This window comes from Roseateles sp. P4_D2, assembly GCF_056401875.1.
In genome coordinates this window covers 114,443-133,583 of the sequence record NZ_JBFUIM010000012.1, presented here as the reverse complement: position 1 = coordinate 133,583, position 19,141 = coordinate 114,443, and the positions used below count along the sequence as shown (strand labels likewise).

The following is a 19,141-nucleotide window of genomic DNA, read 5'->3' as shown; positions in this document are numbered from 1 at the left end:
GAACAACGATGTATCTCATCCGGATTTTTGCTGGCGCTTTGATCTGCCTGCTGTGGCCGTTCGCTGCCGCCAACGCTGGACCGAACGAACTGCAGGTGCACCCGTTCCCAAATCCCATCCGCTACACCCATCACAACGATGATTTCACCGTGCGTGTGAGGGTCCCGGGGGGGGCGTGGCAGGACTTGTACGAATACAACGTGAAAGTCGACCTGGACAGACCCAGCGACGCTTCGATGGTGAACTTCAATTTCGATGGCACGGTCGAACTGGCCATTCAGAAGAACAACGGCCTGTTCTCGAAAGTCGCCGTCAGGCCCGAATCGAAAGGGATCAAACCTGTCGTCAAAGATGGCATCGCCTACGTCACCCTGCAACACCCTGAAAATCTCAGCGTCGAGTTCGACGACGACCATTTGCACAACCTGCATGTTTTCAGCCATGCGATTCGCAAGGACATGCCGGCCACCCCGGACCGCACGTCCAACGATATTTCCACCGGCCAAGCGCCCGACCTGAGCCAGAAAATCGTCTTCTTCGGCCCTGGAATCCACAGCGGTGAATTCCGGCTGCGGTCGGGTAGCACCGTTTATATCCACGGATCGGCCATCCTGAAGAATCCCCTCATCCTGGACGGCGTCGAGAATGTGAAGGTCGTCAGCGATGGATTGTTCGACGGCGTGGACATGACGACGATACGCAATTCGCGCCATGTGGACATCGACGGCCCGATCTTCATCAACCAGCCGCATGGCACGATGCGATGCATCAACTCGCAGGATCTCAGCGAGCGCAGCATCCGCGCCATCGGCGCAGGAAAATGGTCAGACGGTTTGGGCCATTTTGCTTGCGAGCGGGTAACAATCACCGACGGTTTCATCCGCACGTCGGACGACTGCCTGACCTTCTATAACCATCGCTGGGATATATGGGGAGATACTCGGGACGTCGACGTGAGCAGAACCACATTGTGGGCCGACGTTGCACACGCCGTGATGATCGGCATCCATGGCAATACGCCTTCCCCGGCGCATCCCAATGCTGAAGTGCTGGAGCGACTGCGATTTTCGAACCTGGACATTCTGGATCATGACGAAGATGACCCGGAATATGAAGGCGCACTCGGCATCATGGCGGGAGACGATAATCTGGTACGCGACGTGATTTTCGAGAACATTCGCGTCGAGCGCATCGAAGAGGGCAAACTGTTCAGTTTGAAGATTGCCTATACCGCCAAGTACAACACCAGCCCGGGGCAGGGCGTTGAAAACATCACCCTGCGCAACATCCACTATTCAGGCAAGGGCTCGCCCAGCGCATCCTTGATTGCCGGGCGAAATGCGGACCGCAAGGTCAAGAATGTCGTGATCGAGAATGTGACTGTGGGCGGCAAGAAGCTGACCCGGCCGGAGATGGGCGCGCTTGAAATCAACGAGTTCGTCGAGGGCGTCCAGTTCCGCTGATTGCAGCGCTTGTCCAAGGCCGCAGAACGTCGTCGCCACGGGAAGAAAATGCTTTGAAAATCAAGGCATTAAGTAGCGAGTGGTGGAGAGGAGGAGGATCGAACTCCCGACCTCCGCATTGCGAACGCGGCGCTCTCCCAGCTGAGCTACCCCCCCACGCGACCGAAAAAGTATAGCCCTGGCTGATGGGCAGTTGTCGGCTGCTATCGTCTTCGCCCATGACGCCCCGCAAGCCGACGGCCTGGTTCGAGGCCCAGTACAACAACCGCCAGCGTGTGACCGACAGTGCCGACATCCTCGGGCGCTGGGCCCAGGCGTCCGCGCTGGTGCGCGAGCGCTCCAGCTGCCATCTGGATCTGCGCTACGGGCCTGATCCCAAGCAGACGCTGGACGTCTTCACGCCCGACCCGGCGTTTGCCGGCGGTTTCGCGCCGGTTCTCGTCGTCATCCATGGCGGCTACTGGCGGTCCCTGGACAAGTCGGACTATTCCTTCCTGGCCGCAGGCTTCACGGACGAAGGAGCCCTCGTCGTCGTGCCGAACTACGACCTCTGCCCGGGCGTCAGCATCGAGCGCATCGCGATGCAGCTCACTTCAGCCGTGGCCTGGGCCTGGCGGCATGCGGCAGAGCATGGCGGCGACCCCAGCCGCATCGTCCTCGTCGGCCACTCGGCCGGTGGTCATCTGGCGGCGATGCTGAGCTGCTGCGACTGGAAGCGTGTCGGCAAGGACCTGCCGCGGCGCCTTGTGCAGGGCGCAATGTCGGTGTCGGGCCTGCACGACCTGGCGTCGCTGCGCCGCGTGCCCTTTCTGCAGACCGATCTTCAGCTGGATTCGGCCAGCGTGCGCCGGCTGAGCCCCATCCACTTTCCGCCGCCGCGCTCGCCGCAGACGCTTTTCGCCGTCGTCGGTGCCCAGGAGAGTGAGGAGTACCGGCGCCAGAACCAGCTGATCCGCCAAGCCTGGGGCGCACGCGCAGTACCGGTCTGCGAAGAGTTGCCAGGCTGCAACCATTTCACCGTGCTGCACGATCTGGCCGACCCCCAGGGCCGCTCCCATCAACTCGCGCGCCAGCTGCTCGGTTTGCGCTGGTATAGCGGCCTGCTATGAGGTGCATTGAAGCTATCCATTGGCTGGGCGTGGCCGCACAGGAGTAGCGTCGCCGTCTCCCACCCCACGGAGACTGCGATGAGCTTGAAAGGTTCCAAGACCGAGCAGCACCTGAAGGACGCCTTTGCGGGCGAATCCCAGGCCAACCGCCGCTACCTCTACTTCGCCAACAAGGCGGACATCGAAGGGCAGAACGACGTGGCGGCTTTGTTCCGCTCGACGGCCGAAGGCGAGACGGGCCATGCCCATGGCCATCTCGAATTTCTGGAAGCCGTGGGCGACCCCGCCACCGGACTGCCCATTGGCAGCAGCCGCCAGAACCTGACGGCGGCCGTCGCCGGCGAGACGCACGAGTACACCGACATGTACCCGGGCATGGCCAGGACGGCGCGCGACGAGGGCTTCGACGAGATCGCCGACTGGTTCGAGACGCTCGCCAAGGCCGAGCGGTCCCATGCCAACCGGTATCAGAAGGCGTTGGACGCACTGGTGGACTGAGCGGTCCATCGAGCGGCCGCTGAATCCAGCGGCCGCCTTCCTTTTGGCCAGGAGCCGCGATGAGCATCAGGGAAGGCAATCTCGAGGCGCCGACTCGCCACGCCCTCGACTGGAAGAGCGCCGAGTTCAACGACGAGGCGGCATGCCTCCACGAGATGGAGCGCATCTTTGACATCTGCCATGGCTGCCGGCGCTGCGTGTCGCTGTGCCAGAGCTTCCCGACGCTGTTCGATCTCATCGACGAGGGCAAGACCGGCGAGTTGGATGGCGTGGACAAGCGGGATTTCTGGAAGGTGGTTGACCAGTGCTATCTGTGCGACCTCTGCTACATGACCAAGTGCCCCTATGTGCCGCCGCACCCGTGGAATGTCGACTTCCCGCACACCATGCTGCGTGCCAAGGCGATCAAATTCGGCAAGGGCGAGGTCGGCGGCGGCGAGAAGTTCCTGGCCTCCACCGACGTGCACGGCCAGTTCGCCGGCATTCCCATCGTTGTGCAGGTTGCCAACGCCGTGAACCGCACGAAGTTCGCGCGCAAGCTGATGGACAAGCAGTTGGGCGTGCACCCTGATGCCTGGCTGCCGGCGCTGGCGACGCAGCGCTTTCGCTGGAGCGCGCCCAAGGCGCAGACGCAAGTCGTCACCAACGGCGAGCGCACGCCGGGCAAGGTGGCCATCTTCTCGACCTGCTACGTCAACTACAACGAGCCCGGCATCGGCTTTGACCTGCTCAAGGTGCTGGAGCACAACGCCATTCCCTATGTCCTCGTCGAAAAGGAAGCCTGCTGCGGCATGCCCAAGCTGGAGCTCGGCGACCTGGCCACGGTGGAGAAGCACAAGACGGCCAACATCGCCACGCTGGCGCCCTATGCCAAGGACGGCTTCGCCATCCTGTCGGCCATCCCGAGTTGCACGCTGATGTTCAAGCAGGAGCTGCCGCTGATGTTTCCTGAGGAGGATGCGGTGAGGCTCGTGCAGGACGCGATGTGGGACCCGTTCGAATACCTCGTCGCCCGCCACAAGGACGGCTTGCTGCGGACCGATTTCAAGCAAGCCCTGGGCAGGGTGTCATACCACGTACCCTGCCACGGCCGGGTGCAGAAGATCGGCCGCAAGACCGAGGAAATGTTCAGGCTGATCGGCCGGAGCGTGGAGGTCAAGCTCAACACCGTCGAGCGCTGTTCGGGCCATGCGGGCACCTATGGCGTGAAGACGCCCACTCACCCGGTCGCGATGAAGATCGGCAAGCCGGTGTTCAAGGCCATGGCCAAGGACGAGCCCGACTTCATCGCCAGCGACTGTGCGCTGGCCGGCCACCACATCGCCCAGGGCATGGCGCAGGCCGGCACGCCGGCCAAGGCCCTGGCTCACCCACTGACCTTGATGCGTACTGCTTACGGCTTGCCATGATCACCAAAGACAGCCTGATGACGCTGGAGGCCTATGCGAAGTTCCGCAAGACCGAGAAGGGTTCAATCGTCGCCCACCGCCGGCTGCGCAGCGTGCAGCTGGGCGAGCACCTGAACCTGCAGTTCGAGGACGAGCGCACCATTCGCTACCAGATCCAGGAGATGCTGCGCATCGAGAAGATCTTCGAGGAAGAGGGTATCCAGAGTGAGATCGATGCCTATGCGCCGCTGGTGCCCGACGGCACGAACTGGAAGGGGACGCTCCTCATCGAATATCCCGACCCCAACGAACGCAAGCGGGAGCTGGCGCGGCTGATCGGCGTGGAGGACCGGATGTTCATCGAGGTGGAGGGCCAGCCGCGCGTCTATGCCATCGCCGACGAGGACCTGGACCGCGAGAACGACGAGAAGACCTCAGCCGTGCACTTCGTGCGCTTCGAGCTGACACCGGCCATGCGGCAGGCGCTCAAGGCGGGCGCGAGCGTGAAGCTCGGCTGCGATCACACCCACTACCCCGCACACGTGCAGATCACGCCCGAGACACTGGCCAGCCTTGCCGGTGATCTGGCTTGACGCTCAGGTCGCCACGTAGCGGCCGGGTCGGTGGTTGATGGCCAGGGCCGCGTTGATGGCCGCCATGCCCAGCAGCGACAGGCCGATGCGATCCAGCGGCACCAGGGGCAGGGCGGCGAGCAGGATGGCCGTGTCCAGGCCGGCCTGCAGATAGCCGGCACGCCAGCCGCGCGTTTCCTGCAGCCACAGCACCAGCACGTTGAGCCCGCCGAGGGACGCCCGGTGGCGGAACAGGATGATCAGCCCCGCGCCCACGAGCAGCCCGCCGCCGATGGCGCCGAACCAGGGGTTGAGCTGGCTGATGCTCAGCCAGCCGGGCAAGGCCTCGGCGAGCGCCGCCAGCAGCGCGACGGCCAGCAGGCTCTTCACCGTGAACGCAGCTCCCATGCGACGCCAGGCCAGCGCATAGAACGGCAGGTTGATGGCAAAGAACAGCAGGCCGAACGACCAGCCGAAGGCGTAGTGCAGCAGGAAGGCGATGCCGACCGTGCCGCCACTGAGCAGGCCGGCCTGCTTGAACAGGGCCACGCCCAGCGCGGCGAACAGCGTGCCGGTGAGCAGGGCCTGGGCGTCCTCGAAATGGCTGTGCTTCAAGGTGCGGCTTGCCGCAGAGGGCGGCTTCATCCGATGGCTCCGGACAGGAAGTACTTGATGACGCCCTTGGCCGCGAAGCCGACAAGGCCGAAGCCCAGGCCCAGCAGCAGCACGAAGGTGCCGAAGCGACCCGCCTTGGACTCGCGCGCCAGCTGCAGGATGATGAACACCATGTAGAGCATGAAGGCGCCAACCCCGAAGGTCAGGCCGAACTGCGCGATCTCGGCTTCGGTGTAGCCCCACATGGTTCAGTCCCGGCGGGTGACAAGGTCGCGGTAGGCGTGCCAGCTCGCGTGGCCCAGCCAAGGCACGACGAGGATCAGGCCCAGCAGCGCGGTGGCCATGCCCAGCAGCGTCAATGCGAGGAGGAGGGCGGCCCAGAGCGCCATGGGGGCGGGGTGCGCCAGCACGACCTTCCAGCTCGTGAACACCGCGCCGAGCACGCCCAGCTTGTGCGGAGGCAGGTCTACCAGCGCCGGGATGGCCACGACGGTGGAGGCGAAAACCGGCGCGGCGAGCACCGCACCCAGCATGAGCCAGGTCTCGAAGAGCCGGGATTCGTCGTTCATCACGACCTTGAGCAGGAAGTCGCGCGGGCTGTGGATGGGGTCGGCGGCAAAGCCGGTCACGAAGGCCGCGGAGCACAGCACCCAGCCCGTGCCGGCGAAGGCCAGCAGCACGCCGAAGACGATGAGCCGGCCGTCGCGCGGGCGCCAGGCGTCGCGCACCGTGCGCCAGCCGGGTTGCCCGCCCCGGTCCAGCTCGCGGCTGAGCGCGTACAGGCCGGTGGCCAGGATGGGCGCGATGATGAGGAAGCCGGTGAAGGCGCCCGCCAGCAACCAGAAGCGGTCTCGCGCCAGCGCGAAGAGCAGGGCGCCGAACGCGGCCATGACCAGGCCGTGGGCGAGCGAGGCCAGCGGCGCCTGCCACAGGTCCTGCCAGCCGCGCGCGAGCCAGCCCAGCGGGCGCAGCACGGGAATGGGACGGGCGCCGAAGGCCTGGGACTCCCTCAGGGCCTTTTCGCTGTAGCGGTTGGGCATGGCGGTGCCAAGTGTGGCGTGCTCGGCCGCCGGCTGCCTTGATGCGGCTCAAGCTGTGCTGCGTTGGGCGGCCACGGCAGCGAAGCCGGTAGGGGTGGGCTTGTCAGGCCGGCAGCGACACCGCGTCCAGCAGCTCGCTCTCGATCTGCAGCTGGGCCTTGTTCTGCTGGAGTGCCGGGCCGTCGAGCAAGAACGTGTCTTCCACGCGCTCGCCCAGCGTCGAGATCTTGGCCAGCTGCAGGTTGATGCCGTGTCGCGCCAGCACACGGGCGATGGCGTAGAGCAGGCCGGCGCGGTCGCTGGTGGAGATGGTCAGCAACCAGGCCGTCGCGCGCTCGTCCGGGCGCAGTGAGATGCGCGGCGTGTAGGGGAAGCTCTTGACGCGGCGCGAGAGGCGCCCGCGCCGCGGCTCGGGCAGTGGGCCGCCGGTCTGCAGCGCCGCGCTGAGCTTCTGCTCCACCAGCGGCACGAGGTCGCGGTGGTGCACGTCGGCCTCGGGGCGGATGACCTGGAAGGTGTCCAGCGCATAGCCCTTGCGTGTCGTGTGCACCTTGGCATCGAGGATGCTGAAGCCGGCACCGTCGAAATAGCCGCAGATGCGGGCGAACAGGTCCTGCTGGTCGGGTGCGTAGACCAGGACCTGCAAGCCCTCGCCGATGGGCGAGGGACGCGCGCGCACGACGGGGACCTGGGTCTCGACATGGCGCCACAGCGAACGCGCGTGCCAGGCCAGCTCGGCGCCTTCATGGCGCGCGAAGTAGCTGATGGCCAGCGTCTTCCACAGCGGCTCCTCGGTACCGGGAAGCTGGGAGTGCAGGGCCAGGTCCTGGCGGGCCTCGGCCTTGCGTGCCTCGATCTCGGCGTCGAGATTGATCTTGGCTCCACCCAAGGCACGCAGCGTGATGCGGTAGAGGTCCTCCAGCAGCTTGCCCTTCCAGGCATTCCAGACCTTGGGGCTGGTGCCGCGGATGTCGGCGACAGTCAGCAGGTACAGCGCCGTCAGGCGACGCACGTCACCGACCTTGGCGGCGAAGGCGGCGATGACGTCGGGGTCGGACAGGTCTTCCTTCTGCGCCACGCGCGACATCGTCAGGTGGTGCTCGACGAGGAAGACGCACATGGCCGTGTCCTCCGCGTTCAACCCATGCTGGCGGCAGAAGCGCTTCACCTCGGTGGCGCCGAGCTCCGAGTGGTCGCCGCCGCGGCCCTTGGCCACATCGTGGAAGAGGGCGGCGATATAGAGCAGCTCGGGCGTGTCGAACTGCGCGGCAAGTTGCGAGCAGAACGGGTACTCGTGGGCATGCTCCGGCACGAAGAAGCGCCGCACATTGCGCAGCACCATCAGGATGTGCTGGTCCACGGTGTAGACGTGGAAGAGATCGTGCTGCATCTGCCCGACGATGGCGCGGAACACCCACAGGTAGCGCCCCAGCACCGAGGTCTGGTTCATGAGCCGGAAGGCATGCGTCTGGCCCTCGGGCTCGCGCAGCATCGTCATGAAGGTCGCCCGGTTGACCGGGTCGCGGCGCCAGGCTGCGTCCATCAGGCCGCGGGCGTTGTACAGCGCCCGCAGCGTGCGCGCCGACAGGCCCTTGATGCCCGGCGTCTGCTGGTAGATCAGGAAGGTGCGCAGGATGGCGTGCGGGTCGCGCTGGTACAGGTCGTCGCTGGCGACCTCCAGCATGCGGCCGCGGTCCAGGAAGTCCGGGTGGCCGTCGATGGGCCGCAGCAAGCCCTGCTGGGAGCCATTGATCTGCTCCTCCAGGTTCAGCAGCAGGATCTGGTGCAGCTGCGTGACGGCCTTGGCCGCCCAGTAGTAGCGTCGCATCAGCACCTCGGAGGCCCGCTGCGAAGCCGTGCTCTCGAAGCCGAAGCTTTGCGCGACGGCGGTCTGCAGGTCGAACACAAGACGGTCCTCGCGCCGGCCGGCGACCGCATGCAGTCGCGCCCGGATCAGCGTCAATTGACCCTCGTTGCGCTGCAACTGGCGGCTCTCGAAGGGCGTGATGAGGCCGCGTGCGCTGAGGGCCTTCCAGGTCTTGCCCAGGCCCGCCGCGCGCGCGATCCAGATCAGCATCTGCAGGTCACGCAGGCCGCCGGGGCTTTCCTTGCAGTTGGGCTCCAGCGCGTAGGGCGTGTCGTCGAACTTGGTGTGGCGCTGCAGGCTCTCCAGGGTCTTGGCGCGAAAGAACGCCTTGGGGTCCATGGCCGCCATGAAGCGCTTGGCCATCAGCTTGAACAGCTTGGCGTCTCCGGCCAGTGGCCGGGCCTCGAGCAGGGCCGTCTGGATGGTCACGTCGCCCTCGGACTCGCTGAGGCATTCTCCCAGCGTGCGCACCGAGGAGCCGATCTCCAGGCCCAGGTCCCAGCAGGCCGTGATGAAACCTTCGATGGCCGACTTGACCGGGCCGGGCACATGGGCCTCGACGCCATCGGGCAGCAGCACGAGCACGTCGACGTCGGAATGCGGGAAGAGCTCGCCACGGCCGTAGCCGCCGACGGCCGCAAGACAGGAGCCCGCGGGCATGCCGGCACCGTCCCAGAGCGCGCGCAGCGCGTCGTCGACATGGCGGGCCAGGCGGCGCAGCAGGGTCTGGGCGCCGGCCTGCGTGGGCCGCGCGGCCAGGAAGTCGTCGATCAGCGTCTGCTTGCCCGCCTTGAACTGCTGGCGGAGCTCGGCGAGCGTGGCCACGGCTTACGCGGTCGCCGCAGCGGCCTGCGTGATGAAGGCGGGCGGCGGTGGGCTGCCGGCCGACAGCGTCATGACCTCGTAGCCGGTGTCGGTGACGAGGATGGTGTGCTCCCACTGGGCGGAAAGCGAGCGATCCTTGGTGACGATGGTCCAGCCATCGCCCATCTCGCGGATCTCGCGGCGGCCGGCGTTGATCATGGGCTCGATGGTGAACATCATGCCGGGCACGAGTTCGTCCAACGTGCCGGGGCGGCCATAGTGCAGCACCTGCGGCTCCTCATGGAAGACTTGGCCGATGCCGTGGCCGCAGAACTCGCGCACGATGGAGAAGCCGGCGTTCTCGGCAAAGGTCTGGATGGCGTGGCCGATGTCGCCCAGGCGCGCGCCGGGCTTGACCTTGGCGATGCCCTTCCACATGGCCTCGTAGGTGAAGGCGCACAGCCGCTTGGCCGCAATGGAGCCCTCGCCGACGACGAACATGCGGCTGGTGTCGCCATGCCAGCCGTCCTTGATGACGGTGACGTCGATATTGACGATGTCGCCGTTCTTCAGCGGCTTGTCATTCGGGATGCCGTGGCAGACCTGGCTGTTGACCGAGGTGCAGATCGACTTGGGGTAGGGGATGTAGCCGGGCGGGCAGTAGTTCAGCGGCGCCGGGATGCCCTGCTGTACGTTGACGATGTGGTCGTGCGCGAGCTTGTCCAGCTCGTTGGTGGTGACGCCCGGCTTGACGTGCGCCGTGAGCATGTCGAGCACTTCGGACGCCAGGCGCCCGGCGATGCGCATGCCTTCGACATCGGCTGCGGTCTTGATCGTGATGGCCATGACCTAATTATCTCAGTCCGCCCAGATAACCGTACCGGTCAGCCAGGTTGCCAGCACGACGACGCCGAAGGCGATGCGATACCAGGCAAACGGCACGAAGTTGTGGGTGGCCACGTAGCGCAGCAGCCAGCGCACGCAGGCCCAGGCGGCCAGGAAGCTGACGATGAAACCGACGGCGAACATCGGCGCGTCGGCCATGGACAGCGCGTGGCGCTCCTTCCACAGGCTGTAGCCGCCGGCCGAGATCAGCGTCGGGATGGCCAGGAAGAAGGAGAAGTCGGTCGCCGCCTTGCGCGACAGGCCCAGCAGCATGCCGCCAATGATGGTGGCGCCCGAGCGGCTGGTGCCGGGGATCATGCCCAGGCATTGCACGAGACCGACCTTGAGGGCGTCCAGCGCCGTCATGTCGTCCACGCTCTGCACGCGGGCCACCGGCTGGGCGCGTTTTTCCACCCACAGGATGATCAGCGCGCCGACGATGAAAGCGCCGGCGACGACGGGCGCGTTGAACAGATGCGCCTTGATGGCCTTGTAGACCGTCAGACCGACCAGGCCGGCGGGCAGGAAGCCGATGGCGATGTTGGCGACGAAGCGCTGCTGTTTGGCGCTGTTGGTGATGCCGCCCAGGGCCTCGCGGATGCGCGCCCAGTAGACGATCAGCACGGCCAGGATGGCGCCGCTCTGGATGGCGATATCGAAGACCTTGGACTTGGCATCCGTCATGCCCAGCAGGCTGCCGGTCAGGATCAGATGGCCCGTGGACGAGACGGGCAGGAACTCGGTCAGTCCCTCGACGATGCCCATGACGGCGGCTTTGATCAGCAGGATGACATCCACGTAACGGCTCCGGGGGCGAACAAAGCCGCGCAGTGTAGCCAGCGGGCAGGGCGTGCCCTTGCCGCTGCCTGGCCCGGCGGGCTACATTACTGACCCTCCGGTCATTAACTTCGCCATCTTGGCCACCGCCACCCCCCGCCAACGCCGCAAGGACGCCCGCCCGCAGGAGCTGCTGGACGCCGCCCTGGCGCTCTTCGTCGAGAAGGGCTTTGCCGCCACGCGCAGCGAGGAAATCGCGGCGCGCGCCGGCGTGGCCAAGGGCACGCTCTACCGCTACTACCCCAGCAAGGACGAGCTCTTCAAGGCCATGGTGCGCGACAACCTGTCCGTGCACATCGCCGAATCGGCTGCCCAGGCGGCGCTGTACCAGGGCTCCATCGCCGAGCTGCTGAGCCAGATGATGCAGGCCTGGTGGGCCAAGGTCGGCCATGGCAATGCCGGCGTCGTCTGCAAGATCATGATGGTCGAGGCGCGCAACTTCCCCGAGCTGGCGCGTTTCTATGTGGAGGAGGTCATCCGGCCGTCCCAGGCGCTGATCGGGGGCCTCATCGAGCGCGGCATCCGTACTGGCGAATTTCGTGCCGTGCCCGTCGAGGCCACGGTGCACATGCTGATCGCGCCCATGCTGCACATGCTGCTGCACGAGCATTCCTTCGGCGAGCACGACATCTGCCACCAGACCATGGGCGCCGAGGAGTTGCTGGACGCCCAGATGTCGCTGCTGCTGCACGGCTTGCTCGCCACACCGGGCTGACCTCTAGAATTTTGCTTTTTGCCGTCGACCGCGCCTCGGAGAACAAGATGAACCTCGAACAAGTCCGCTTCAACATGATCGAGCAGCAGATCCGGCCCTGGGATGTGCTCGACCCCAGCGTGCTGGAGCTGTTGCGCGTGGTGCACCGCGAGGACTTCGTGCCCGAAGCCCACAGGCTGCAAGCCTTTGTCGACACCGAGCTGCCGCTCACAGCCACGCGTCGCATGCTGGCACCCAAGGTGGAGGCCCGGCTGCTGCAGGAACTCAAGGTGCAGCGCCACGAGAAGGTGCTGGAGATCGGCGCCGCCACGGGTCACCTGGCCGCGCTGCTGGGCCACAAGGCGCAGCGCGTCATTGCGCTGGAGGCCGACGCCGGCCTGGCTGCCGCCGCTGCGGCCAACCTGAAGCGCGCCGGCGTGCTGAACGCCACGGTGCTGAACCAGGACGGCGCCGCCGGCCTGGCCGCCGAGGAACCCTTCGACGTGATCCTGCTGTCCGGCTCGGTCGCGTCGGTGCCCCAGGCCTTGCTGAACCAGCTCAAGGTCGGCGGGCGCCTGGCGGCAATCGTCGGCGAGGTGCCTGTCATGCGCGCCGTGCTCGTCACGCGCACCGGCGCAAGCGACTTCCGCACCGTCGAGATGTTTGACACGGTGGCCGGCCGCCTGCCCGGTTTCGCCGAAGCGCCGGCGTTCAGCTTCTAAGCCAGGCCGGATGCAGCCCGTCGCCGTAAAACGACCGTTGCTCCCCGTTTGGGCGCAGGTCGTCACATGGCTTCAGTCACCGGCGGGCTTTGCCTCTATAAACCCGGCCGCGCTCACTACATTGCCCAAGTCAAGGAATTCCATGCCCTTCGTCACAGCCCCCCGCCTGATCCTGCAACCGCTGGCCATCGCCGCCAGCCTCCTGCTCGCCGGCGTGGCCCAGGCCCAGAGCCTGCAGGAGCTCTATGACGCTGCGAGGGGCTATGACGCGACTTATCTGGCGACCCGCAACAGCGCCGACGCGGCTGCGGCGCGCGCTGCCCAGGCCGAGGCACTGATCCGGCCGTCGCTCTATCTGTCCGGTTCGGGCACCGTGGCGCAAACCGACCCGCCTTCGTCTGCGAGCTTCAATACGAGGACATTGACGGCTGGCCTGCAGGGAAAATATTCCGTCTACAACGCGAGCAATATTCCGACCATTGACAAGGCCCGCCGAGCCTATGCGGTCGCTCAGGCCGATCTGGACCTGGCCGAACAGGACCTCATCGTCCGGCTGGCCACGGCCTATTTCGATGTGCTGGCCGCCAAGGACACGCTGACGACGTCGCGCGCCAACAAGGCAGGCATCTCCGAGCAACTGGCCTCGGCCAAGCGCAACTTCGAGGTTGGCACCGCCACGATCACCGACACGCGCGAAGCCCAGGCCCGCTATGACCTGGCAGTGGCTCAGGAGCTGAAAGCCGACAACGATCTGCGCGTCGCGCGCGTCACGCTGGACCAGTTCGTCGGCCGCGTCGGCGTCGAGCCCAAGAGCCTGGCGGTGCCGGTCGCCCTGCCGGCCCTGCCCAGCGACAACGTCGACACCTGGGTCGCGACAGCCGATGACCAGCATCCAGGCGTGCGCAAGGCGCGGTTGGGCCTGGAAATGGCACAGCTCGATACGCAGATCGCCCGGGCCGGCGAAAAGCCGACGCTGGACGCCAGCGCCACCCTGGGTGGCCAGAACCAGCACAACAGCCTGGGTGGCATTGCAGCTGCGCAGGCCGGAGCCGGCACCTCCAAGAACGCCAGCATCGGCCTGACCTTGAGCTATCCGCTCTACACCGGCGGCGCGACGCAGAACCGCATCAAGGAAACCCTGGTGCTGGAGGACAGGGCCCGCAATGACTTTGACTTTGCCCGTCGCAAGGTCGCCGAGGACACGCGCCGCGCCTTCTTCGGCGTGCAGTCGCTGAAGGCCCAGGTTGGCGCCTACGAGGCTGCCGAGTCGTCCACCAAGCTGGCTCTGGAAGCCACCCAACTGGGTTACAAGGTCGGTGTGCGCGTGAACCTGGACGTGCTGAACGCCCAGACCCAGCTCTACACGACCCAGCGTGACCTGGCCAAGGCACGCTATGACGTCGTCGTCAACAGCCTCAGGCTGCGCCAGGCCTCGGGGCAACTGCGCCCCGAAGATGTGGCCGCTGCCAACGGCTTGCTCGCGCGCTGAGAGCCTGGCTCTTCTTTCATCAAGCCCCGCTGCGGCGGGGCTTTTTGTTGGCCGCGGCTAGTGGCGGCGGGGGCTCGGGCTCGGCCGCCGGCAGGGGCTTGAGCGGCGCATGCTCGCGCAGCGCACGCAGGATGATGGCCGTTGAGGTCGGAGCCTGCTGGCAGAAGCGCGACAGCACCGCCTTCAAGTGGGCGACGTCACGCACGGCGATCTCGAAAATCCAGCTGTCCTCCCCGGTGACGTCATAGGCGGTCAGCACTTCCGGGCTGGATTCCAGCGCGCGCAGCAGCAGCGGCTCGTCCATGCTCTCGATGCGGATGACGGCGCGGATCGCGTAGCCGAGCTTGCCGGCGTCCACGACCGCCCGGTAGCCGCGGATGACGCCGCCTTCCTCCAGCTTGCGCACCCGCTCGGTCACCGCAGGCTGGCTCAGGTGCACCCGCCGGCCCAGCTCGGCCATGGTCAGGCGGGCGTCGGCCTGCAATTCCGCCAGGATGCGATGGTCATGCTGATCGAGCTCGATGGCCATGAAATTCTCTAGAAGTCGACGGAATGTTCTTGAATATTAAGGCGAAGTGCTGGCGCAACCTTCAAGTACCCATGTCATGAAAGAGCCGAAATTTCTACGATGCCGGCCATGAACACGACGACGCTGCCCCTCAAGAATGCCCCCGGTTTGAGCCCTTTGCTGCTGCTCTGCCTGGCCGCCACCTGGCTGGTCTGGGGCTCGACCTATCTGGCCATCAAGATCGCGCTGATCAGCCTGCCGCCCTTCTTCCAGATGGGCAGCCGTTTTCTCGTCGCCGGCGTGCTGCTGGCGGGCTGGATGCGCTGGCGCGGCGCGCCATGGCCGAGCCGGCGCCAGTGGCTGCATGCCCTCGTCATCGGCGGGCTGATGCTGGGCGGCGGCATGGGTGGCACGGCCACGGCCGAGCAGACCGTGGGCTCGGGCCTCGTCGTCGCCTTCATTGCCGTGATGCCGCTGATGATTGCCGGCCTCAACCTGCTGTGGGGCGAGAAACCGACCCGGCTGGAATCGGCGGGCATCGCCCTCGGCCTGGTGGGCGTGCTGCTGCTGACGCAGGGCCAGGGCTTTGGCGCATCGCCCGCCGGCCTGGTGGCCATCAGCGTGGCCTGCGCGAGCTGGGCGGTGGGCAGCGTGCTGTCACAGCGCAGCCTGCCACTGGCGCCGGGCGCCATGGGCTTTGCCAGCGAGATGCTGGCCGGTGGCCTTCTGCTGATGGGCTTGAGCCTGGTGAGTGGCGAGACCTTGCCCGGCCATATCGAGCCGCAAGCGCTGTGGGCCTGGGCCTATCTGGTCGTGTTCGGCTCGCTGGTCGCCTTCAATGCCTACATGGTGCTGCTGGCGCAGGCCTCGGCGGGCCTGGCGTCGAGCTATTCCTTCGTCAACCCCGTCATTGCCATGCTGCTTGGCGTCACGCTGGCCGGCGAGCAGATCAGCGGCCACGAGTGGCTGGCCGCGGGCATCGTCCTCGTGGGTGTCGTGCTGCTGCTGATGGGGCGGGCGAGGGCCTAGCCACCCGCGCGGATATTGGCCTGCAGGGCCGGCTGCATCAGCCGGGGCGCGGCCAGCGTCGCATCGCGCGCCTGGCGCATCGCGACGAACTCGGCTTCACTGACGCCGTCATGCGCGTGAATGTTGGCGGCGCGCTGCTCGGCCACTGTCGTTTCCCAGCGCGCCTGGCGGCCGACCGGGTAGTCGTGGCAGACGAAGAGGCGGGTCTCGGGCGGCAGGGTCAGAAGCCGGCGGATCGAGCGGTAGAGCGCGGCGGCGTCACCGCCGGGAAAGTCGGCACGGGCGCTGCCGCCGTCGGGCATGAAGAGGGTGTCGCCGATGAACACGGCGTCCTCGATGCGGTAGGCGAGGTCGGCTGGCGTGTGCCCGGGCACGAGCAGGGCGGTGGCCTCGATGCTGCCGATGCGGAATGACTCGCCGTCGCGCAGCAGGCGGTCGAAGCCGTCTTCTTCAGAGGGCCAGCCGCGCAGGCGGCCCAGCGTGGCTTGCACTTCGCGGGTGTGCTCGCCGATGGCGATCAGCCCGCCTGCTCGGGTGCGCAGGTACCGAGCGGCAGAGACATGGTCGGCGTGGACATGGGTCTCGAGGATCCACTGCAAGGTGAGACCTTGCTCGCGCAGATGCACGAGCAGCATGTCTGCGCTGAGCGTGCTGGTGCTGCCGGCGGCAAGGTCGTAGTCCAGTACCGGGTCGATGACGGCCGCCTGGCGCGTGGTCGGATCGCTCACGACATAGCTGACCGTTCCGGTGACGGCGTCGTGGAAGCCCTGGATGGCGACAGTCATGGGGAATGGCCGGCGATGGAGAAGGCATGATTATATCGATTGATATAATGTTTGCCATGCCGAGACCCCCCACCCTTGATGTCCAGACCCTGCGCCAGGCAGCAGGCGAGGCCGTCGCTGCCCTGAAGGCCCTGGGCAATCCCGAGCGCCTGTTGTTGCTGTGCCAGATGTCCCAGGGCGAGATCAGCGTTGCCGATCTGGAGGCCCTGCTCGACATCCACCAACCGACGCTGTCGCAGCAGCTGGGCGTGCTGCGCCGCGAGGGCATGGTGGCCACGCGGCGCGAGGGCCGGAATGTTTTCTACAGCGTGGCCGATCCGCGCTTGCTGGCGCTGCTGCGCACCCTCTACACGCAGTACTGCCCGAAGGAGAACACATGACCGTGGACTGGCCTGCCTTCACACCGTGGCCCGCCCTGGCTGGTGGCCTGCTTGTCGGCCTGGCCGTCGCAGTGCTGGTGCTGGGAGCGGGTCGCATTGCCGGCATCAGCGGCATCGTCGGCGGACTGCTGCGGCCGTTAGCCGGTGACCGCGCCTGGCGCGTGGCCTTCCTGGCCGGGCTGCTGGTGTCGCCGTGGATCTTTGTGCTGTTCGCGGGCCTGCCACGGCCGCGCATCGACGCCGCTTGGAGCACGCTGCTGGTAGCCGGCCTGCTGGTCGGCATCGGCACGCGATATGGCGCTGGCTGCACCAGCGGTCATGGCGTCTGCGGCCTTTCGCGGCTGTCGCCGCGCTCTGCGGTTGCGACAGTCGCGTTCATGGCGGCTGGTTTCGCGACCGTCTTCGTGCTGAGGCATTTGCTGTGAAGAAAGTGCTGATCGCCGCGTTCGCGGGCCTGTTGTTCGGGCTGGGGCTGATCGTGTCTGGCATGGCATCCCCGACCAAGGTGCTGGGCTTTCTGGACCTGGCAGGCGCTTGGGACCCATCGCTGGCCTTTGTCATGGCGGGCGCCATCGCGGTCGGTCTGCCGGCCTTTGCGTGGGCACGCCGGGCCAAGGTGCAGATGCCTCAGACAACGCGCATCGACCGCCGCCTCGTCGGTGGCAGCCTGCTGTTCGGCATCGGCTGGGGCCTGGTTGGCCTGTGTCCCGGCCCGGCCTTGGTCGTGCTGGGCCTGGGCGATGCCAAGGCGCTCGGCTTCGTCGCGGCGATGCTGGCCGGCATGGCGATCTTCGAGGTGCTGGAGCGCCGAAAAGCATGAGACAAAATCCGCGCCCATGCTGTTTCTGCTCTCGCCCGCCAAGTCCCTCGATTACGACACGCCGACGCCGCCCGAACTGGCGCCGGCGCTGACCCGCCCGCAGTTCCTTGACGACACGGCCGCCCTCATCGACATCCTGCGCACCCAGAGCGTGGACGATGTGCGCGGGCTGATGGATCTCTCCGAGCCGCTGGCCCAGCTCAATGTCGACCGCTACGCTGCCTGGCGGCCGCGCTTCACCGAGCACAACAGCAAGCCGGCCGTGCTGGCCTTCAACGGCGACGTCTACGACGGCCTGGATGCCAGGACGCTGCGCGCCGATGACCTGGCCTGGGCGCAGCAGCACGTGCGCATGCTGTCGGGCCTGTACGGCATCCTGCGGCCGCTGGACCGCATGCAGCCCTACCGCCTGGAGATGGGCACGCGACTGGCCGGTGACCATGGCGCCAGCCTCTACGACTACTGGGGCGATCGCCTCGCCCTGCATCTGAACAAGCTGGCGCGGGGCGAGAAGGTGCCCGTCATCGTCAACCTGGCGTCGCAGGAATACTTCCGTGCCGCGGACCGCAAGGCGCTCAAGCCCAGGGTCGTCGATTGTCAGTTCGAGGACTGGAAGAACGACGAGTACAAGATCATCAGCTTCTTCGCCAAGCGCGCCCGTGGCCTGATGGCGCGCTATGCCATCCAGCATCGCCTGGAGACGCCCGAGGCGTTGAAAGGCTTCAACCTGGACGGTTATCGTCTGGCCCCTGAGGTGTCTTCTCCCGACCGACTCGTCTTCCGCCGCAAGTCATGAGCCAACAAGTCATCACCCCCGAGCTGTGTGAATGGATCACCGAGCAGAGCCGTGCCGGCCACGCGTCAGAAAGCATCCTGGCCGCGATGCTGGGCAGCGGCTGGGATGAGAGCATCGCCCGCCAGGCGCTGGCGCGCACCCTGGGCGAGGTGGCCACGCTGACGCCGCCGCCCGGCGCAACCGTCGGGTTGCCCGAACCCGAGCTGAGCCGCTTTTCGCCCGTCATCGATGCCGGCGACCGCCAGGTCAAGGTCTTGATGGCCTTGCGGCAGCCGCGCGTCATCGTCTTTGGCGACCTGCTGTCGGAAGAGGAGTGCGACGGCATCGTCGCGTTGGCGACCAAGCGCCTGGCGCGCTCCGAGACCGTGGCCACCGGCGGCGAGGGCAGCGAGGTGAACGCCGCACGCACCAGCGACGGCATGTTCTTCGAGCGCTGTGAGACCGAGCTGATCCGCAAGATCGAAGCACGCATTGCGACGCTGTTGCGCTGGCCGCTGGACCACGGCGAGGGCCTGCAGGTGCTGCACTACCGGCCGGGCGCTGAATACCAGCCGCATTACGACTACTTCGACCCGGCTCATGTCAGCACGCCGGCCATCCTGAAGCGCGGCGGCCAACGCGTTGCGACGCTTGTCATGTACCTGAACACGCCCACCGCCGGCGGCTCGACCATCTTCCCGGACATCGGCCTGGACGTCGCACCCGTCAAGGGCAACGCCGTCTTCTTCAGCTACGACCGGCCCCACCCCGCCACGCAGACCCTGCATGGCGGCTCGCCGGTGCTGGACGGCGAGAAATGGGTGGCGACGAAATGGCTGCGTCAGGGCGTCTTCACCTGAT

Annotated in this window: 22 protein-coding genes and 1 tRNA gene; 14 read left to right on the top strand and 9 right to left on the bottom strand. The window is 66.5% G+C overall.

The window, feature by feature from the left end:
• Positions 1-8: 8 nt before the first annotated feature.
• Positions 9-1,463: a glycoside hydrolase family protein gene (locus tag AC1DW0_RS21160; protein ID WP_457391841.1), complete on the top strand. Its 1,455-nt coding sequence runs from the start codon at positions 9-11 to the stop codon at positions 1,461-1,463.
• 80 nt (positions 1,464-1,543) lie between these two features.
• Here the strand turns inward: AC1DW0_RS21160 and AC1DW0_RS21155 are convergent.
• Positions 1,544-1,619, bottom strand: a tRNA-Ala gene (locus tag AC1DW0_RS21155).
• A 62-nt stretch (positions 1,620-1,681) separates the two neighbouring features.
• Between AC1DW0_RS21155 and AC1DW0_RS21150 the strand changes: the two genes are divergently transcribed.
• The 4 genes from AC1DW0_RS21150 to AC1DW0_RS21135 all read left to right on the top strand — a co-directional run bounded on the left by AC1DW0_RS21150 (position 1,682) and on the right by AC1DW0_RS21135 (position 5,051).
• Positions 1,682-2,572, top strand: a complete 891-nt coding sequence (locus tag AC1DW0_RS21150) for an alpha/beta hydrolase (protein WP_477947792.1) — start codon at positions 1,682-1,684, stop codon at positions 2,570-2,572.
• Between the two features lie 78 nt (positions 2,573-2,650).
• Positions 2,651-3,070 carry a rubrerythrin family protein gene (locus AC1DW0_RS21145; protein WP_477947790.1) on the top strand — a complete coding sequence of 140 codons (420 nt, stop codon included), beginning with the start codon at positions 2,651-2,653 and terminating at the stop codon, positions 3,068-3,070.
• Positions 3,071-3,129: 59 nt separating this feature from the next.
• Positions 3,130-4,479 (top strand): heterodisulfide reductase-related iron-sulfur binding cluster, encoded by a 1,350-nt coding sequence (locus AC1DW0_RS21140; RefSeq protein WP_477947789.1) that lies wholly within the window; start codon positions 3,130-3,132, stop codon positions 4,477-4,479.
• A complete protein-coding gene (locus AC1DW0_RS21135) occupies positions 4,476-5,051 on the top strand; it encodes a DUF3501 family protein (protein WP_457323617.1) in 576 nt (191 codons plus the stop codon). The genes AC1DW0_RS21140 and AC1DW0_RS21135 overlap by 4 nt, the downstream gene beginning before the upstream one ends.
• 3 nt (positions 5,052-5,054) lie before the next feature.
• Here AC1DW0_RS21135 and AC1DW0_RS21130 read toward each other — a convergent pair whose 3' ends face one another.
• From AC1DW0_RS21130 to AC1DW0_RS21105, 6 genes are all read right to left on the bottom strand, one after another.
• Positions 5,055-5,675: a DUF6198 family protein gene (locus AC1DW0_RS21130; RefSeq protein WP_457353234.1), complete on the bottom strand. Its 621-nt coding sequence runs from the start codon at positions 5,673-5,675 to the stop codon at positions 5,055-5,057.
• On the bottom strand, positions 5,672-5,890 hold the full coding sequence (locus AC1DW0_RS21125; protein ID WP_056193383.1) for a DUF2788 domain-containing protein: 219 nt from the start codon (positions 5,888-5,890) through the stop codon (positions 5,672-5,674). The genes AC1DW0_RS21130 and AC1DW0_RS21125 overlap by 4 nt, the downstream gene beginning before the upstream one ends.
• A gap of 3 nt (positions 5,891-5,893) precedes the next feature.
• Entirely contained in the window at positions 5,894-6,685 is a 792-nt protein-coding gene (locus AC1DW0_RS21120) for a DUF2189 domain-containing protein (RefSeq protein ID WP_056193386.1), read from the bottom strand.
• Positions 6,686-6,788: 103 nt separating this feature from the next.
• A complete protein-coding gene (locus AC1DW0_RS21115; RefSeq protein WP_457324079.1) occupies positions 6,789-9,377 on the bottom strand; it encodes a [protein-PII] uridylyltransferase in 2,589 nt (862 codons plus the stop codon).
• A 3-nt stretch (positions 9,378-9,380) separates the two neighbouring features.
• Positions 9,381-10,202, bottom strand: a complete 822-nt coding sequence (gene map, locus AC1DW0_RS21110) for a type I methionyl aminopeptidase (protein WP_056193392.1) — start codon at positions 10,200-10,202, stop codon at positions 9,381-9,383.
• 12 nt (positions 10,203-10,214) lie between these two features.
• On the bottom strand, positions 10,215-11,039 hold the full coding sequence (locus AC1DW0_RS21105; RefSeq protein WP_056193396.1) for an undecaprenyl-diphosphate phosphatase: 825 nt from the start codon (positions 11,037-11,039) through the stop codon (positions 10,215-10,217).
• Between the two features lie 118 nt (positions 11,040-11,157).
• Here AC1DW0_RS21105 and AC1DW0_RS21100 point away from each other — a divergent pair, with 118 nt between their 5' ends.
• The 3 genes from AC1DW0_RS21100 (at position 11,158) to AC1DW0_RS21090 (ending at position 13,983) form a co-directional block, all read left to right on the top strand.
• The gene (locus tag AC1DW0_RS21100) at positions 11,158-11,793 is read left to right on the top strand and encodes a TetR/AcrR family transcriptional regulator (protein ID WP_235531847.1); all 636 of its coding nucleotides are present in this window, start codon (positions 11,158-11,160) and stop codon (positions 11,791-11,793) included.
• Positions 11,794-11,840: 47 nt separating this feature from the next.
• Entirely contained in the window at positions 11,841-12,494 is a 654-nt protein-coding gene (locus tag AC1DW0_RS21095; RefSeq protein ID WP_056193488.1) for a protein-L-isoaspartate O-methyltransferase family protein, read from the top strand.
• Between the two features lie 142 nt (positions 12,495-12,636).
• On the top strand, positions 12,637-13,983 hold the full coding sequence (locus AC1DW0_RS21090) for a TolC family outer membrane protein (protein WP_056193398.1): 1,347 nt from the start codon (positions 12,637-12,639) through the stop codon (positions 13,981-13,983).
• Positions 13,984-14,002: 19 nt separating this feature from the next.
• On the opposite strand, the gene AC1DW0_RS21085 is transcribed toward AC1DW0_RS21090, so the two are convergent.
• Positions 14,003-14,512 carry an Lrp/AsnC family transcriptional regulator gene (locus AC1DW0_RS21085; protein ID WP_056193403.1) on the bottom strand — a complete coding sequence of 170 codons (510 nt, stop codon included), beginning with the start codon at positions 14,510-14,512 and terminating at the stop codon, positions 14,003-14,005.
• 108 nt (positions 14,513-14,620) lie between these two features.
• On the opposite strand from AC1DW0_RS21085, the gene yedA reads away from it, so the two are divergent.
• Positions 14,621-15,520: a drug/metabolite exporter YedA gene (yedA, locus tag AC1DW0_RS21080; RefSeq protein ID WP_056193491.1), complete on the top strand. Its 900-nt coding sequence runs from the start codon at positions 14,621-14,623 to the stop codon at positions 15,518-15,520.
• On the opposite strand, the gene AC1DW0_RS21075 is transcribed toward yedA, so the two are convergent.
• Entirely contained in the window at positions 15,517-16,305 is a 789-nt protein-coding gene (locus AC1DW0_RS21075; protein WP_056193406.1) for an MBL fold metallo-hydrolase, read from the bottom strand. The genes yedA and AC1DW0_RS21075 overlap by 4 nt on opposite strands.
• A 56-nt stretch (positions 16,306-16,361) precedes the next feature.
• Here AC1DW0_RS21075 and AC1DW0_RS21070 point away from each other — a divergent pair, with 56 nt between their 5' ends.
• The 5 genes from AC1DW0_RS21070 to AC1DW0_RS21050 are packed head-to-tail and all read left to right on the top strand — an operon-like array spanning position 16,362 to position 19,140.
• Complete coding sequence (locus tag AC1DW0_RS21070; RefSeq protein WP_056193408.1) at positions 16,362-16,685, top strand: ArsR/SmtB family transcription factor; 324 nt, start codon at positions 16,362-16,364, stop codon at positions 16,683-16,685.
• Positions 16,682-17,110 carry a YeeE/YedE family protein gene (locus AC1DW0_RS21065; RefSeq protein ID WP_056193411.1) on the top strand — a complete coding sequence of 143 codons (429 nt, stop codon included), beginning with the start codon at positions 16,682-16,684 and terminating at the stop codon, positions 17,108-17,110. Before AC1DW0_RS21070 ends, AC1DW0_RS21065 begins: the two co-directional genes overlap by 4 nt.
• Positions 17,107-17,505, top strand: a complete 399-nt coding sequence (locus AC1DW0_RS21060) for a DUF6691 family protein (protein WP_477947782.1) — start codon at positions 17,107-17,109, stop codon at positions 17,503-17,505. Before AC1DW0_RS21065 ends, AC1DW0_RS21060 begins: the two co-directional genes overlap by 4 nt.
• 16 nt (positions 17,506-17,521) lie before the next feature.
• Positions 17,522-18,301: a peroxide stress protein YaaA gene (yaaA, locus tag AC1DW0_RS21055; protein ID WP_477947781.1), complete on the top strand. Its 780-nt coding sequence runs from the start codon at positions 17,522-17,524 to the stop codon at positions 18,299-18,301.
• Complete coding sequence (locus tag AC1DW0_RS21050) at positions 18,298-19,140, top strand: 2OG-Fe(II) oxygenase (protein ID WP_056193415.1); 843 nt, start codon at positions 18,298-18,300, stop codon at positions 19,138-19,140. Before yaaA ends, AC1DW0_RS21050 begins: the two co-directional genes overlap by 4 nt.
• Position 19,141 lies beyond the last annotated feature (1 nt).